The organism is Massilia haematophila, from assembly GCF_042647645.1.
GTDB classification, from domain to species: domain Bacteria; phylum Pseudomonadota; class Gammaproteobacteria; order Burkholderiales; family Burkholderiaceae_D; genus Telluria; species Telluria haematophila.
This window is the reverse complement of record NZ_JBHRVV010000001.1, coordinates 459684-474923: the sequence shown is the minus strand read 5'-3', so window position 1 is coordinate 474923 and position 15240 is coordinate 459684. Positions and strand designations below refer to the sequence as shown.

The following is a 15240-nucleotide window of genomic DNA, read 5'->3' as shown; positions in this document are numbered from 1 at the left end:
GCCTTCCCTGCTCCGCTGGCCGGCGGCTATTCTCCCAGCAGTTCGGCCAGCGCTTCCATTCCCTCGACCCGCTCGGCCACCACCTTCAGCACCACCACCACGGGCACACCGAGCAACAAGCCCCACATGCCCCACAGCCAGCCCCAGAACAGCAGGCTCACAAAAACGGCGGCCGGGTTCATCTTTGCGATCTTGCCGGTCATCCAGGTCGTCACGACCATGCCAACCAGGGTGGCGATGCCCATCGAGGCACCCGCCACCAGGATCACCATGCGCAGCGACTCGAACTGCATGAAAGCGACCAGCCCGGTGGCCGAGGTGATCAGCAAGGGGCCGAAGTAAGGCATGATGTGGGCCACGCCGGCAAAGATGGCCCAGGCGCCGGCGTTATTCAGCCCGATCGCGCGCAGCGCCACCCACATCAGGAGCGCCAGCAGGACGTTCGTCACCAACAGCATGAACATGTAGTTCTGGATCGAGGTATTGATGTCGTCCAGGATATGCACGGTCACTTTTTTCCGCGTCAGCGAGGGGCCGGTCAGCTTGACCAGCTTGCGCTTGAAGGTATCGCCCGCGAGCAGCAGGAAGAACACCAGGAACACCACCATGGTGGCCTGGGTGACGAAGGCAGCCAGGCCGACCGAGCCGGCCAGCAACCAGTCGGTGAGCCGGAAGCTCGACGACTGCTGGGCCAGCGTCGGGCGGCGCTGGATCAGGCGCGGATTGGCGCCGACATTGGCGGTGGCCTGTTCGAGCTCGGCGGCCGCCTTCTGCACCCGCTGGATGGTCGAGCCCTCGCCGCCGGCGGCACTGGCGACCAGCTTGCTGACTTTCTGGGTCAGCGTCGGCAGCTCGTCGAGGATGTTGATGAATTCGTCCTGGAGCCGGAGCATGGTCGCGCCCAGGCCGCCGAGCAAGGCGGCGGTGACGATGGTCGCGCCGATCAGGCGCGGAATCCGCACGCGCTCGAGCCAGCGCACGACCGGACTCAGGGTATAAGCGATGAAAATGCCGAGCAGTAGCGGCACGAAGAATTTTTGCGCCCATTGCAGCGCGAAGACGAAGGCGACGGTGGCCAGGATGCCCAGCGACAGGCCGCGGGCGTTGACGTGGATCGGGAGGCGCAGGCCTCCGGCATGGAGCGCCAGGTCGTCGGGCGAGCCGGCGACGGCTTCCGGCTTCACGGCCTCGGCCGTGATTGCCGGTGTTGCCCCAGGGGCGGCGGGTTTCTGCGGCTCGGCGGGAGCCGAGCCAGGACTGGCGAGTTGCATGTGTTTGCCGATATGAGTTTGCCGGTCCGCGCCGCCCCGGCGGCGGGGATTACTTCACGCGGATGTCGTTCTTGACCGATGTTACACCCTTCACGCCGCGTGCGACCTCGACGGCGCGCTGGGCGTCGCTCGGCTGGGCCACGAAGCCCGACAGCTGGACGTCGCCCTTGAAGGTCTCGACGTTGATTTCGGTTGCCTTCACGGTCGAGTCGGCGGCAAAGGCGGCCTTCACCTTGGCGGTGATGACGCTGTCGTCGATGTATTCGCCGGCGCTTTCGCGTTGCGGGTTCGAAGCGCAACCGGCCATGGTGAATGCGAGGGCGCCAGTGAAGACGGCGGTAGCGAGACGTTGGGTGATTTTCATGATGTATCCCTTTCTATCGTTGGTCAAAGTTACAGCGTGGTAAAACATTGGATTGCTCACTAAGAGCGGGACCGGTACGTCATTTGCCGTACGCGGTTTTTGCGGCCTGGACGCACTGGTCCTTCGCCGCGCCGGCAAACGCGTCGCACTTCTGCAGCGCGACCCGGTATTGCGCCGTCAGTTTGTCTTCGCGCGCGTTGTTGCGCGCTTCGATCATCTTGCGGTCCGCGGTGGCGTCGGCCTGGGCAGCGACCTGGGCCGCCTTGGCCTGCTTCAGGCACACGTCGCGGTCATTGCCCGCCAGGGCGCCGCAACGCGCCTTGTCGCGCGCGAAATTGGCGTCCGCGATGCGCATGCGGGCCTGGGTATAAGCCTTCAGGGTGTTCTTGTAGGCGGCCGCCGCCTCTTCCTCGGTGCGCACGCGCTCGGCCTTGGCCTCGGCCTCGCACACGTCGTGCGGATTGCCGCTGAGGCTGTCGCAGCGGACACGCGCCGCCTTGTAATTCGCTGCCGCCATGTCGCGCGAACGTTCGTAGGCGGTCTTGGCATCCGGTACCGCGACGGGTTGCTGCGCCGGCACGGCCGTTGCCGCCGGGGCCGGGGTGGTCACGGCCTGGGCGCGGGCATGACCCAGCCACAACAGGGCGGCGCCGAGGACCAGCAGCGCTTGCGCATTTCTCATTCTTGTTGTCATGTTCCTTACTCCTTTTTCAACACGCAAGAGACGTTTTACGCCGTTTATGGACGGGCTTCTGTACGGTGTCGAACACAACAGCAAGATGTTTTTTTGACATATCAAAGAGGCAAATAAGGGTGCGTGAGCGCACAGACCCTTCGGCAAGCGCTGCATATTCTTGACGCACATCTTTTGCCAGGAGAACAACATGAAGACTACCCGTAAGCTTGCCGCCGCCGTCGTCGCGGCCACTGCGATCCTGACCGGCTGCGCCAGCAATACGCCGTCGTATAACAATGGCTACAACAGCGGCTACAACAACACCGCCTCGATGGGCTACGGCACCATCGAATCGATCCAGGTGACCCAGGCCGAGAACCGCACCAGCGGCGCCGGCGCCATCGTGGGCGGCCTGGTCGGCGCGCTGGCCGGCAACCAGGTCGGCAGCGGCAGCGGCCGCACCGCAGCCACCGTGGCCGGCGGCGTCGCCGGCGCAGCGATCGGCAACAACGTCGAACGCAACCGCAACACCACCGGCGGCCAGGAGATGTATCAGATCAATGTGCGCATGGACAACGGCGAATACCGCACCGTGGTCCAGGACAGCGCCTACGACCTGCGCGTGGGTAACCGCGTGCGCCTGGTCGACGGCCGCGTCTACCGCTACTGATCGACGCCGGCGAATAGACGGCAATAGGCAACGACATGCACGACGGCGCGCCGTCGCGCCGCCCCCTGGGCCGGCCCATGCCGGCCCGCTTCCATTCCGGAGGTGCAAATGAACCCTCGATCGATGTGCAAACGGATCCTGCTCGGCGGCCTGCTGGCCGCGGCCGCGCCGCTGGCGCTGGCCCAGAGCAGCGATGCCAACGTGGCGCCGGCCGCGGCCAGCCAGCAGGCGCGTGAGATCGCGCGCGGCGACCCGGTGCGCTGGTACCGCGAAGACACGACACGCCAGGAGCAGATGCGCACACGCCGCAAGGAAATCGGCGCCGCGCTCGACGAAGCGAAAAACGCCTGCAAGCAGGGGCCGGTGGCCGAGCGCGCGAGCTGCCAGAAGGCCGCGCAGGACACCTGGCGCAAGGAAATGGCGGCCTTGCGCAACGAAGCGCCGGTGCAGGCCAGCACGGGGGACGCGGGGCGCTGAGCGCCTTGTTGGCCCCTACTACCCTGCTTGCAGGATTGACGTGGCGTGACCGGCGTGACGTTTCTCGAAGGGACGTAGGGTGGACGGCTTCGCCGTCCACGCGTTCAAGCGATGCGTGCTGTCGCGAGCGTTTGCACGAGGCCATTGAGTTCGCGAAGCGTCCATGGTCGCGAGGGGTTCCTGACGTGACCGTCAAACCGACGCGTCGCTTTGCTCGAAGCGCCGCATCACGTACCGGATAGCGACGAACGCCTGCGATATCGCGCCGTTCGTTGAACGCGTGGGCGGGAGACCCGCCCACCCTAAGAGCGTGTGAAAAAATCCTCCATGGCTGCGTTGCATCGTCTTGCCCTGGAGTTTTTTTACACGCGCTAGGTCCCTATGCTCGGAACCCGGGACACAACCAGCGTTCCCACAAAAAAAGACGGCGCCCAATCAAGGATTGCGACGCCGCTCAAGCCCCACCATATTCTTTCAACCGGCGCCAGTCACGACGCCTGCGTGTGTCGCGGTGCATTATATGCACCGCCTCCACGCGCCGGGCCCAGGCCCGGCAAACACTTACGCGACCTCGCGCGATGCGCGCCGCTTGTTCATGAACCAGCCCGCTACGCCCAGCAATACCGCTCCAGCGAGCGCCTGCTTGCCCATGCGCCGCTGGCGCACGAAGTTGAAGGCGGCTAGTGCATACGGGGCGATGACCGAGACGCTCGTGCCCGTAGGTTTCAGCAGAGCATCAGCCCGGGTGCGCAGCGCCCATGTGGCATGGTCGAATACAGAATGTAGCATGACTTCGGGCCGCGCGCCGTGTTTTACCTGCGCTCGCGCGTAGGCCACCCCCGCACGGTAGAACTCGCCCTCGCGCAGCAGCTCGGCCTTGCGCAGCGCCGGGTCGCGGCTGTGCTTGTGACCGGCCAGGCCGGTCGGTTCGTCGTTGTGATGATGCTTGTCCATGTTCCCTCCCCTGGTTGGCGCTTACATCAGCGCGTCGCGGTCTGCGCGCAGTTCGTTCATCGTTTCCGGGAAGGCGAGCTTGCCCTGCTTGAGCATGGCCAATCCCTTGGCGACGAGTACGGCCGTGATGACCGCGAATACGAGGAACATCACCAGCAGGATCTTCCAGCCCATGGCGTCCCAGGCCAGCGCCACGATCATCGCGGTGCCATAGGCCAGTGCGAACCAGACCGCGAGCACTGCGCAGGCGAAGATCGCCACCAGTTCGATCACGTGGTTGCGTACCTCCGACAGCTCGAGCGCCGCCAGCTCCACGCGCGACACCACGAGGCCGAACAGGTTCTTCGCCAGGCCGGAGATGCCGCCCATGAGTCCGGGGCCATGCACGACGGTATCGGTCTTTTCCATGGCGTTCTCCGGCGAAATTATTTACGGCCCAGGACGATGCCGACCAGCAGGCCGACGCTGGCGGCGGCAACGACGGTGCGCCATGGGTTGTCCTTCACGTAGACATCGGCCGTGTGCGCCAGTTCCTTGCTCTTGACGACGGCTTGACCCTGGTACTGGCTGGCCTTGCCCATCGCGCGGTCCAGCATTTCCATGCCGCGGCTGCGCAGTTCGTCGGCCTTTTCGCCGGTCATGGCGGCCGCGGCCGTCAGCAGCGACTGGGCGTCCTTGACCAGGACTTTCATGTCGGCGCTGGCGTTGTTGAGGCTGCTGTCGAGCGAACGGGCATTGGCGCGGGTGGTGGTGTCTAGCATGATGAACTCCTGTTGTGGTTGTGTGTGTATTGAAAATCAGGGCACGAGGAAATCGCGCATGTCGTCGGCGTGCTCTTCCTCGACGGCGAGGATCTCGACCAGCATCTGGCGCGTGGTCGGGTCCTTGTCGCCGATCGCCTGGATCATCTGGCGGTAGGACTCGATCGCCACGCGCTCGGCGATCAGGTCGGCGCGCACCATGGCCTGGACGTCGTCGGATTCGTCGTATTCGGCGTGGCTGCGCGCGGTCAGCGTGGCCGGGTTGAAGTTCGGCGAGCCGTTCAGCTGGACGATGCGCTCGGCGATGCGGTCGGCGTGCTCCTGTTCCTGCTGGGCGTGCTCGAGGAATTCGGCCTTCAGCTGGCCGTTGTTCGGGCCGCTGACCGTGTAGTAGTGGCGCTTGTAGCGCAGCACGCACAACAGCTCGGTGGCCAGGGCGTCGTTGAGCATGGCGATGACCGCTTCGCGGTCGGCCGCGTAGCCGATGGTGACGGGACCGTCGTCGAGGTTGGCGGCGGCGCGGCGGATCGCTTCGATGTCGAAGCCATGCGCCAGGGAATGTCGAGCTTGTTCCATGATGTTTCCTTTGCTTCCGTTAAAACAGTGGGCGCCCCGCTCGGCGCCCTCGCTTGACGCTTGAATCAGCGGCCCGCGGTACGCTGCGGAATCGGCGCGTTATCGTTCGACAGCACGATCTCGACGCGGCGGTTCATCTGGCGGTTCGCGGCGCTGTCGTTGCCGGCCACCGGGAACGCTTCGCCATAGGCGCGGGTCGCGATGCGCTGGCGCTCGATGCCCATGCTGCCCAGTGCGGTGGCGACGGCGTTGGCGCGGCGCTGCGACAGGTCCTGGTTGTAGCTCGAGCTGCCGGTGCTGTCGGTAAACCCTTCGACCAGCACAGTGCGCTCAGGGTTCTGTTTCATCACCTCGGCCAGCTTGCGCAGGGTCGACATTCCGTTCGGGGTCAGGTCGGCCTGGTTGGTGGCGAACAGCACGTCGCCGATGGTCACGACCATGCCGCGCTCGGTCTTGGTGGCGTGCAGCTCGGCCAGCTGGGATTCGAGCTGGGCGGCGCGCTGGGCCAGCGCCTGGTTCTGGGCCTGGGCCGCCTGCGCCTGCTGCTGGGCAGTCATGGCGGCGGCCTGCGCCGCTTCGGCCTCGCGCTTGGCGCGTTCGGCCTCGGCGGTGCGCGCCTCCAGGCGGACCGCGTTGCGCTCGAGCGAGGCGTTGGCGATGTTCGCCTCGGCGGCTTTGGCGCGCGCCACTTCCTGGGCGGTGGCGATCTTCTGCTTGGCCACGTAGGCCAGGCGATCGATGTCGTTCAGGCTTTCGTTCTTGGCGGCCGCCTCGTTGGCGGCGTTCAGGGCGTCGCTGGCCTGCTTGAATTCGAGCGGCGCATAGGTCGACACCTGCGGATTGTTATTCGCGGTGACGAAATCCGACCGCGCCTGGTCCAGCGTCGCGGTGGTGGTCGGCGTGCTGCTGCAGGCAGCCAGCAGGATGGCGCTGGCGAGAACGGCCGGTTTCAGGAAACGTGCTTTCATGATCTTGCCCTCCGTTATTTTTTGGCGCCAGGCGGCGCATGTGATTCGTGAAGACGCCGTGCGGTGCCAAGCTGTGACGAGCGGCGCGGATCGAAGCTGCGCACGCGCCGGCGCACATTGGCGCCCGATGGGCGAACTGCGCGGCGCACGGGGCGCCGCCTGGCGGAGAGGCGCGGGCGCCTCCCGCCCGGTACCTTTGTTTACTGCGAGTTGGCGCGCTCGACTTCCTGGCGCAGCACGCGCAGGTCCTCGTTGAGCGCATCCGAGGCAGCGGTGGCCTTGGCCGAGTTGGCCTTGCTCTGCGCCAGCTGGGCGTCGGCCTGGGCCTGCATCGCCAGTTCGCGCGCCAGTCGGTAATCCCTGGCGGCCAGCGCCTCGTTGGCGCGCATCATCTTGGCGCGCGCCGCGGTGATCTCGGCCGGGGCCAGCTCGGCCGCGCCGGCCTGCACCGCGTTCTGGACCGCGTTGCGCGACACCGCGACATCGGCGGTGGCGGGGGCCTTCTGGCTGGCGCAGCCGGCCAGCGCCAGCAGCGCGGCGCACAGTGCGCCGCCAAGGAATCGTGTATTCAAGGATCGGGTATCCATCCTGCTCTCCTGTTTATGTGAAGAAGTTGTTAACGTTATAAGCCTGTTATCGGCAGAGTTCGGTTCGCTAGCGCACACTGACCGCACTTCGCAGCGCTCATCCATTGGCAGCGTGCGACACCGCACATCGAGCCTCCGGCGCTTTGCGCTAAGCTGGGCTCCAGACTGACTCCCAGCGAAGGATCGTCATGCCCGACACTACTACCCCCGAGCGCAGTGCCGTCAAGCCACACAACGGCCGCCGCAAGAAAATACTGCTCAGCGTAATCGGCGTCCTGATCGCCATTCCGGTGATCGCCGTCATTTTCATCCTGACTTTCGATTGGAACAAGGCGCGGCCCTGGCTCAACGCCAAGGTAAGCGAAGCGATCGAGCGCCCGTTCGCCATCCGCGGCAACCTCGCCGTGCAATGGGAAATCCCGGCGCGCAACATGGCGCCGGGCGACCGCCACCTGCGCGACTGGCTGCCCTGGCCGCACCTGATCGCCAACGACGTCCACGTCGGCAATCCGGCCAACATGCAGCAGGCCGACATGGCCTCGGTGCGCCAGTTCTCGTTTTCGCTCAACCCGTTCGGCCTGCTGCACCGGACGATCGGCATTCCGGTGCTGCGCTTCGACGCGCCGCGCGTCGACCTGGTGCGCACCGACGACGAGCACTACAACTGGGTCTACAAGAAGAAGGAAGAGGAATCGAAGTGGAAGCTCGACCTCGAGCGCATCGTGCTGACCGACGGCGTGGTGCACTTCGTCGACGCCGTCACCAAGGCCAACGTCACGGCCCATGTGCGTACCCTGGACAAGGACCCGAAGTACGGGATCGGCTTCGAGATCGGCGGCAGCTATAACGGCGCCCCGGTCACCGGCGGCGGCAAGGTCGGCCAGGTGCTGTCGCTGAAGGACCAGGACACGCCCTATCCGGTGCAGGCCGACATGCGCAGCGGCCCGAGCCGCATTGCGATCGAGGGCACGGTCACCGCGCCGGCCAAGCTGAAGGCGGTCGACCTCCAGCTCGAGCTGGCCGGACGCAGCATGGCGCGCCTGTACAACTTCACCGGCATCACGCTGCCCGAAACCCCTGCCTTCTCGACCTCGGGCCGCCTGCGCGGCGAGCTCGACCGCGAGTACGGCCGCTGGACCTACGAGAACTTCAAGGGCAAGGTCGGCTCGAGCGACATCCACGGCAAGCTGGTCTACGAAGGCGGCAAGCCGCGCGGCAAGCTGTCGGGCAACGTCGCCTCGAACAAGCTGGTGTTCGAAGACCTCGGTCCGCTGGTCGGCGCCGACTCGAACGCGAGCAAGAAGGCGCGCGGCGTGGAAGCCGTGCAGCCGGGCGGCAAGGTGCTGCCGGTCGAGGAGTTCCGTACCGAACGATGGAAAGCGATCGACGCCGACGTGCGCTACGCGGCGGACAGGATTGTCCGCGAAAAGACGCTCCCGATCAGCAAGCTGTCGGCCCACCTGATCATGAAGGACGGCGTGATCACCCTGGCGCCGCTCGACTTCGGCGTGGCCGGCGGCACCCTGCGCTCGACCATCCGCATGGACGGCAGCGGCAAGGCGGGCAACACGATCGCCGCCACCGCCAAGGTGCAGGCGCGCCACATCCAGATCAAGCAGCTGTTCCCGACCATCGAGCAGATGCAGGCGACGGTCGGCCAGGTCAACGGCGACGCCCAGCTGTCGGCCACCGGCACCTCGGTCGCAGCCCTGCTCGGCTCCTCGAACGGCGAAGTCAAGGCGCTGGTGAACCAGGGCACGATCAGCAAGATGCTGCTCGAGATGATGGGCCTGAACGTCGGCAACATCATCGTCACCAAGCTGTTCGGCGACAAGCCGGTGCAGCTGAACTGCCTGGCGGCCGACTTCGACGTCAAGAAGGGCGTGATGCAGTCCCAGGTCTTCGTAATCGACACCAAGGAGGCGATCATCCGGGTCGACGGCACGGACAACCTCGGCAACGAGGCGCTGGACCTGACCATCCATCCCGAGACCAAGGCGCTGCGCCTGTTCACGCTGCGCTCGCCGCTGTACGTGCGCGGCCCCTTCAGCAAGCCCGACGTCGCGGTCGACAAGGGCGTGCTGGCGTTGAAGGCCGGCGGCGCGGTCGCGCTCGCTACGATCGCGGCGCCGGTGGCGGCCCTGATCCCGCTGATCAATACCGGACCGGGCGAGGACAGCGACTGCGGCCGCCTGGTGGCGCTGGCGAAGACCAAGCCCACGGCGCCGCCGCCAGGCAAGACCAAGACGCGCTGAGCCCAGGCAGCCGTCCGGCGCGGCACGCGCGCTGCCGCCGGGCGCCCCCGATCGAGGCCAGCCGCAGTGTGTGTTGTCGAACAGACTTCCCTGTCGCGCTTGTCTATCCTGACAACATCGCCGGACAGCACGTCGGCACATGAGGAACACGCATGAGGCATTGGAAACCGGCCGCGGCACTGCTCGCGGCCCTGACCCTGGCGGTGACAGCGAGCGGCTGCGCCTCGTCCGGCGCAGTGGAAGAACAAGCCCGGCGCGTGGACGACGCCGCGATTACCAGCGGCGTGAAGGCAGCGATCGGCCAGGCGCCGGAGCTGCAGGCGGCGGACATCGACGTCGCGACCAGGGAAGGCATCGTCCAGCTGAGCGGTTTCGTCAGCTCGGCGGATAACGTGGCAACCGCAGCGTCGGTTGCGCGCACCGTGAAAGGCGTCAAGTCGGTACGCAACGACCTGCGCTTGAAGTAAGGCTGTAAAACCCACCATAGGAGATCATCATGAAAAACATCAAACAACTGGCAGTGAGCGCAACCATCGCAACCCTGGCCCTGGGCCTGACCGGCTGCTCCGGCATGTCGCAGCAGGACAAGAACACCGCCATCGGCGCCGGCGCCGGCGCGGTGGTCGGCGGCGTCCTGACCGGTGGCAGCGCAGTCGGCACGGTCGGCGGCGCAGCCGTCGGCGGCGTGATCGGCAACCAGACCGGCAAGACGAACTAAGTTCTCTTCATCGGATGAGAGAACGCCCCGCTTGCGGGGCGTTTTTTATTTATGCCGCACGATGATCCCGTAGGGTGGGCACCCCGTGCCCACGCGTGAACGATGAGCATTGTTGGCCCGCCTTGATGCGCCAACGCCATGCGAATGTCACGCGTGGGCACAGGGGTGCCCACCCTACGCCTGCAAGAAGCGCCACGAATAGCGCCCGACGCGGTCAAACGAAGGCGCTCGACAAGGCCCCTACCGACGCATCCTTGACGATCTCGTAGCAGGTGCAGGCCGCCGCCCCCAGCCCGACGGCATCGAGGATCTCGATATTGCCGCGGCTATAGATGATCAGCCCCTGCTGCTGCAGCGCGCTGGCCGCCTTGGTCACGCCGACCCGGCGCACGCCCAGCGCGTGGGCCAGGAATTCGTGGGTCAGGTGGAACTTGTCGGATTGCAGGCGGTCGCGCGTGATCAGGAGCGAACGCGCCAGGCGCGCCTCGAGCACGTGGAAGCGGCTGCAGACGGCGATCTGGATCGCCTGCGCGAGCAAGGTGTCGGTGTAGCGGTACAGCACCCGCTGCAGCGCCGGATTGCGCGCGAACTCGGCGCGGAAGTCGCTGCTCGTCATGCGGCTGGCGCTGCCGGGACGCTGCACCACGGCGCGCACCTGGGCGGTCTGGTGGCCCAGCGCCACGGTGGCGCCGAGCATGCCTTCGCGCCCGACGAGCCCGACCTCGAGCGTCATGCGGCCGCCGGCGACGCCGAGCAGGGAAATCAGGCAGTCGTGCGGAAAATAGATGTGGTGAAAAGGCTCACCTGCCTCGGACAGCACCTCGCCGGCCTCGACCTTCACCTGGTCGAGCATCGGCAATACCTGGGCCAGCTCCTGCGGCGGGAGCGCGGCCAGCAACAGGTTGGCATTGTGCTCGGCGACGTCGGGGGAAGCGGCGTAATTCATCGGACCCTCGCAGTGAGCCGCGCGGCGCCCGAAAACGGGCTGGACGCGCGGCGGATACATTTGCAAACAATTTCGATCAGGGTAAAGCGTCCGATAGGGAGAAGTATGTTCGGTGACGCACGGAATACCTTGTTGTTCCTAGGGACAATTCTGACGTCGACCGGGCGAGCCCGCCTGGCCGGCGCGGGCCGCGCGTGCGTGCCTGCAACCCGCCAAGGACAAGCCATGAACAATATTCCGACTCCACCGGCGCGTGCCCAACACCATCCCCTGCTGCTGATCGCAGCCCTCGCCGTCGTGCTGTTCTGCCTGGTCGGTACCGCAGCCATCCTGGGCTGGATCCCGTCTTCGAGCGGCGGCAACGCGAGCCGCCAGCTCAGCGAGGCCGACCGCGCCGCGCTCGCCGCCAGCCTGCCGCCGGCACAAACCGCACCCGTGGCGCCGGTCGTCGGCGCCGATCCGCTCGCCCAGCAGGGCGCCGCCGGCCTCGCTCCCGCCTATCCGGCGCAGCAGGCCGTCCAGGGCTATGCCCCCGCTCCGGCCCCTGTCGCCGCTCCCGCTCCCGTCTCCGCTCCCGAACCGGAACCGGTGCGCAGCGCGGCCAAGCCGAAACCAGTGCAGGTGGCCGCCGCCGACACGCCGAAATGGTGCTCGAACTGCGGCAACATCGAATCGGTGCGCGCGATCAAGCAGCGCGCCCAGGGCAGCGGCCTGGGCGCGGCCGGCGGCGCCGTGGTCGGTGGTCTGCTCGGCAACCAGGTCGGCGGCGGCAGCGGCCGCCAGCTGGCCACCGTCGCCGGCGCCATCGGCGGCGCCGTGGTCGGCAACCAGGTCGAAGGCAACATGAAGGCCACCACCAGCTACGAGATCCGGGTGCGCCTGGACGACGGCACCCTGCGTACCTTCCACCAAAACAGCGAACCGCAATGGCGCAGCGGCGACCGCGTCCGCATCGTCAAGGGCCGCCTGCGCGCCGCATAAGCCTTTCCCGCCCCTGCCTCGGAGGCCGGCTGTCCATCGGACGCCGGCCTTTATTTTTCCTCAATGCACATTTTCTCAAGCGCAATGTGCGCCAGCGCACGGAAGTACTGATGAGCTCGCCCGAGAATGCTTTTGCGCCTCAAGAGCGTGCGAACACTACATATCGTCGATAAGGGGGATCACATGAACAGCCTTGCATGGATCGGCATCATCGTTTGGGGATTGGTTGTGACTGCCTTCGGCCTGGTCTCGGCGGGCCCACCGGCCGAGCTGGGGCAAGAACTGGCGCCGCACGACGTCATGTTCCTGGTCGTCGGGGGCCTGCTGACCTGCCTGATCGGCATCGTCGGCCTGCTCGGTTTCATGGGCTGGATCCCGGGATTGCGTTCCGAACAAAACTCTCGCGCATAATGTACGCCATCGAACGGTGATGCAGAGCAGACCTCGTCATACTGACTCTACCGCGCTACTCCAGGCGCTTTGAATGAGGAGACACATCATGCTCTATACCATTGCCATCGTTCTGATCGTTCTCTGGCTGCTCGGCCTGGTCACCTCCTACACGATCGGCGGCTTCATCCACATCCTGCTGGTGGTTGCCGTGATCATGATCCTGGTGCGTCTGATCAGCGGACGAGGCATATAGCCAGTCCGCTATAATGACGCAGTGATGCGCCATCTTGAGCGAAAAAAAAATTGTTTCACCATTTGAAGTTGTTTGACCAATCCGTTTCGCGGACGCGCCCGCAGGGTGCGCCTACGAAACGGATTTTTTCTAGGAGAGCGTAAATGCATACCAACCTGACCAAATCCGCGATCGCAGCAACCATCCTCGCCCTCGGCGTCAGCGGCTGCGCCGACATGAGCGCCACCCAGCGCGGCACCGCCACCGGCGCCGGCGCCGGCGCCGCACTGGGCGCCCTGATCGGCGGCACCACCGGCGGCGGCGGCGGCAGCCGCGCCGCCAAGGGCGCGGTGATCGGCGGCGCCGCCGGCGCCATCGTCGGCAACATCTGGTCCAAGCGCATGGAACAGCAGAAGCAGGCCATGGAACAGGCAACCCAGGGCACCGGCGTCCAGGTCTCGCAGACCTCGGACAACCGCCTGAAGCTGGAAATCCCGAGCGACATCTCGTTCGACACCGGCCGCTCGGACATCAAGTCGAACTTCCAGCCGATCCTGCAGCGCTTCGCCGCCACCCTGAACGAGAACCCGGCGACCAACGTCGTGATCATCGGCCATACCGACAACACCGGCAGCGCCGCGATCAACCAGCCGCTGTCGGTCGACCGCGCCGCCCGCACCCGCGACTACCTGGCTGGCCGCGGCGTGAACCCGAGCCGCATCACGATCGAAGGCCGCGCCGACCGCGAGCCGATCGCCTCGAACACCGACCCGGCAGGCCGCGCACGCAACCGCCGCGTCGAGATCTACGTCGCGGAACCGGCACGCGGCTAAGCGTTCCTGGGCCCAGCTGCACAACGGCATGGGTCCTGCCTTCCGCCCGAGCGCAAGCGACAAGTTCTGACCGGAACTCACGCTTGACGCAAACAACGCCCGGCTTCACCGCCGGGCGTTTTTTTGCTCCCTGCCCTGCGCAGTGTCGCATGCGCGGCGCCGGGACGCCCTCGTGTATGCTGGCCCGAACCCAAGGAGCGCCCATGCACCAGGATTCCGTCCGCATCGTCGGCGAGCAGCTGCTGTCCGACGACTATTTTTCCCTCAAGAAAATCGCCTACGAACAGCGCCGCCGCGACGGCGCCGTGCAGCACGAAGCGCGCGAGGTGTACGCCAGCGCCGACGGCGCCACCGCCCTGCTCTACGACCCGGTGCGCCGCACCGTGCTGCTGACACGCCAGTTCCGCATCGGCGCCCACGTGGCGGGCCACCACGGCTACCTGCTCGAGACCGCGGCCGGGGTCCTCGACGGCGCCGACCCGGCCGAGCGGGTGCGCGCCGAGATCCGCGAAGAGACCGGCTACCAGGTCGACGCGGTGGAGCACGTGATGACGCTGTTCGCCAGTCCCGGCGTGAGCACCGAGCGCGTGCACTACTTCGTGGCCCGCTACACGCCGGACAAGCGCCGCGACGGCGGCGGCGGCAAGCAGGAGGAAGGCGAGGACATCGAGGTGCTCGAACTCGGCTACGACGACGTGTTCGCGCGGCTGGCGCGCGGCGAGATCGAGGACGTCAAGACCGTCGTGCTGCTGCAGTACCTGCAACTGCAGCTGATGGCGCGCGGGGCCTGACCCCACGGTCCATGCCGCGCTCCCGCGCTCCTTGATCCAGCGCGTGCGCGGCTTCGACGCCGCGCAAGACGGCGCCCGGCAGGCGCGCGATAGTGTTGCTTCAACTGAGCAACATTTCCTTTCGTCATCATGCGCGACGCCTGCCACACCGCCGATCCCGAGCACGCCATCGATCCCACCCCTGCGCTCGCCCCGGCCCAGGACGACCGGGGTGCCTTATGGCGTCCCTCGGCCGTCGCCGCCTGGAGCCTGGTGTTCACCCCCGCCTTCGGCTCCTGGCTCCTGATGCACAACTGGCGCATCCTCGGCGACGAACGGGCGGCGGCCGGCGCGCGGCGCTGGTTGGGCGCCAGCCTGGCCATGCTGGCGCTGCAACTGCTGGCCGGCGCCGTCAACCGCCGCCTGAACGGCGATTCTCCCCTGTTCCAGTGGCTGGCGCTGGCCTGGCTGGCGCTGTGGCTGCTGGGTGCGGCCTGGCCGCAATGGGCCGCGGTGCGCCGCCGCTATGGCCGGCGCTATCCGCGCCGCGGCTGGAACGGCGCCCTCGGCCTGGCGGTGGCTTGCGGCGCGGCCTGCTGGGCGGCCGGCTTCCTGGCAACCGCCTTCCTGCTCTCCTTCACCTGAACCTTCCTCATCAGCACGGCGCCTGCCGCGATCGGTTATAGTGCCGGCCGGCGGCGCGCCTGCGCGCCGCGGTATTTCTCGTCATCACTGCCCATCTGTTCGTTGCCGTACCAATATTCCAGCGGCCTCACGCGTACACTGTCTATCCCGGAGACCGGACCAC

At 66.6% G+C, this 15240-nt stretch carries 21 protein-coding genes; 11 read left to right on the top strand and 10 right to left on the bottom strand.

Translation table 11 applies throughout. The features are described 5' to 3' along the window. Positions 1–26 precede the first annotated feature (26 nt). The 3 genes from ACFOPH_RS02020 to ACFOPH_RS02010 all read right to left on the bottom strand — a co-directional run bounded on the left by ACFOPH_RS02020 (position 27) and on the right by ACFOPH_RS02010 (position 2317). Entirely contained in the window at positions 27–1271 is a 1245-nt protein-coding gene (locus tag ACFOPH_RS02020) for an AI-2E family transporter (RefSeq protein WP_312552529.1), read from the bottom strand. 49 nt (positions 1272–1320) lie between these two features. Next, a complete protein-coding gene (locus ACFOPH_RS02015) occupies positions 1321–1635 on the bottom strand; it encodes a BON domain-containing protein (RefSeq protein ID WP_379733140.1) in 315 nt (104 codons plus the stop codon). A gap of 79 nt (positions 1636–1714) precedes the next feature. After that, the gene (locus ACFOPH_RS02010; RefSeq protein WP_312552531.1) at positions 1715–2317 is read right to left on the bottom strand and encodes a hypothetical protein; all 603 of its coding nucleotides are present in this window, start codon (positions 2315–2317) and stop codon (positions 1715–1717) included. A 202-nt stretch (positions 2318–2519) separates the two neighbouring features. Here ACFOPH_RS02010 and ACFOPH_RS02005 point away from each other — a divergent pair, with 202 nt between their 5' ends. Together ACFOPH_RS02005 and ACFOPH_RS02000 are read left to right on the top strand one after the other, a co-directional pair. Next, a complete protein-coding gene (locus tag ACFOPH_RS02005; protein WP_379733138.1) occupies positions 2520–2981 on the top strand; it encodes an outer membrane lipoprotein in 462 nt (153 codons plus the stop codon). Positions 2982–3089: 108 nt separating this feature from the next. After that, complete coding sequence (locus tag ACFOPH_RS02000; RefSeq protein ID WP_379733136.1) at positions 3090–3458, top strand: hypothetical protein; 369 nt, start codon at positions 3090–3092, stop codon at positions 3456–3458. 561 nt (positions 3459–4019) lie between these two features. Here ACFOPH_RS02000 and ACFOPH_RS01995 read toward each other — a convergent pair. The 6 genes from ACFOPH_RS01995 to ACFOPH_RS01970 form a co-directional block, all read right to left on the bottom strand. Further along, positions 4020–4412, bottom strand: a complete 393-nt coding sequence (locus tag ACFOPH_RS01995) for a hypothetical protein (RefSeq protein WP_312552263.1) — start codon at positions 4410–4412, stop codon at positions 4020–4022. 21 nt (positions 4413–4433) lie between these two features. Then, positions 4434–4820, bottom strand: coding sequence for a phage holin family protein (locus tag ACFOPH_RS01990; RefSeq protein ID WP_312552265.1), 387 nt, complete (start codon positions 4818–4820; stop codon positions 4434–4436). Between the two features lie 17 nt (positions 4821–4837). After that, entirely contained in the window at positions 4838–5173 is a 336-nt protein-coding gene (locus tag ACFOPH_RS01985; protein ID WP_312552267.1) for a DUF883 family protein, read from the bottom strand. 36 nt (positions 5174–5209) lie between these two features. Continuing rightward, the gene (locus ACFOPH_RS01980) at positions 5210–5749 is read right to left on the bottom strand and encodes a ferritin-like domain-containing protein (protein ID WP_379733134.1); all 540 of its coding nucleotides are present in this window, start codon (positions 5747–5749) and stop codon (positions 5210–5212) included. Between the two features lie 65 nt (positions 5750–5814). Beyond that, entirely contained in the window at positions 5815–6717 is a 903-nt protein-coding gene (locus ACFOPH_RS01975; protein ID WP_379733132.1) for an OmpA family protein, read from the bottom strand. Between the two features lie 200 nt (positions 6718–6917). Continuing rightward, a complete protein-coding gene (locus ACFOPH_RS01970) occupies positions 6918–7304 on the bottom strand; it encodes a DUF4398 domain-containing protein (protein ID WP_312552271.1) in 387 nt (128 codons plus the stop codon). Positions 7305–7492: 188 nt separating this feature from the next. On the opposite strand from ACFOPH_RS01970, the gene ACFOPH_RS01965 reads away from it, so the two are divergent. From ACFOPH_RS01965 to ACFOPH_RS01955, 3 genes are all read left to right on the top strand, one after another. Then, complete coding sequence (locus ACFOPH_RS01965; protein WP_379733130.1) at positions 7493–9559, top strand: AsmA family protein; 2067 nt, start codon at positions 7493–7495, stop codon at positions 9557–9559. Positions 9560–9711: 152 nt separating this feature from the next. Next, a complete protein-coding gene (locus ACFOPH_RS01960) occupies positions 9712–10026 on the top strand; it encodes a BON domain-containing protein (RefSeq protein ID WP_312552277.1) in 315 nt (104 codons plus the stop codon). Positions 10027–10055: 29 nt separating this feature from the next. Beyond that, a complete protein-coding gene (locus ACFOPH_RS01955) occupies positions 10056–10277 on the top strand; it encodes a glycine zipper 2TM domain-containing protein (RefSeq protein ID WP_312552280.1) in 222 nt (73 codons plus the stop codon). Between the two features lie 214 nt (positions 10278–10491). Here the strand turns inward: ACFOPH_RS01955 and ACFOPH_RS01950 are convergent, their stop codons facing one another. Further along, on the bottom strand, positions 10492–11223 hold the full coding sequence (locus ACFOPH_RS01950) for a Crp/Fnr family transcriptional regulator (RefSeq protein ID WP_379733128.1): 732 nt from the start codon (positions 11221–11223) through the stop codon (positions 10492–10494). 225 nt (positions 11224–11448) lie between these two features. Here ACFOPH_RS01950 and ACFOPH_RS01945 point away from each other — a divergent pair, with 225 nt between their 5' ends. The 6 genes from ACFOPH_RS01945 to ACFOPH_RS01920 all read left to right on the top strand — a co-directional run bounded on the left by ACFOPH_RS01945 (position 11449) and on the right by ACFOPH_RS01920 (position 15077). Then, positions 11449–12204, top strand: a complete 756-nt coding sequence (locus ACFOPH_RS01945) for an outer membrane lipoprotein (protein WP_379733126.1) — start codon at positions 11449–11451, stop codon at positions 12202–12204. Between the two features lie 183 nt (positions 12205–12387). Continuing rightward, the gene (locus ACFOPH_RS01940) at positions 12388–12615 is read left to right on the top strand and encodes a hypothetical protein (RefSeq protein ID WP_312552286.1); all 228 of its coding nucleotides are present in this window, start codon (positions 12388–12390) and stop codon (positions 12613–12615) included. A gap of 88 nt (positions 12616–12703) precedes the next feature. Next, positions 12704–12850, top strand: a complete 147-nt coding sequence (locus ACFOPH_RS01935) for a lmo0937 family membrane protein (protein WP_136223041.1) — start codon at positions 12704–12706, stop codon at positions 12848–12850. Between the two features lie 143 nt (positions 12851–12993). Continuing rightward, complete coding sequence (locus ACFOPH_RS01930; RefSeq protein ID WP_379733124.1) at positions 12994–13662, top strand: OmpA family protein; 669 nt, start codon at positions 12994–12996, stop codon at positions 13660–13662. A gap of 203 nt (positions 13663–13865) precedes the next feature. Continuing rightward, positions 13866–14453, top strand: a complete 588-nt coding sequence (locus tag ACFOPH_RS01925; protein WP_379733122.1) for an NUDIX domain-containing protein — start codon at positions 13866–13868, stop codon at positions 14451–14453. Between the two features lie 129 nt (positions 14454–14582). Continuing rightward, positions 14583–15077: a hypothetical protein gene (locus tag ACFOPH_RS01920; RefSeq protein ID WP_379733120.1), complete on the top strand. Its 495-nt coding sequence runs from the start codon at positions 14583–14585 to the stop codon at positions 15075–15077. Positions 15078–15240: the final 163 nt, after the last annotated feature.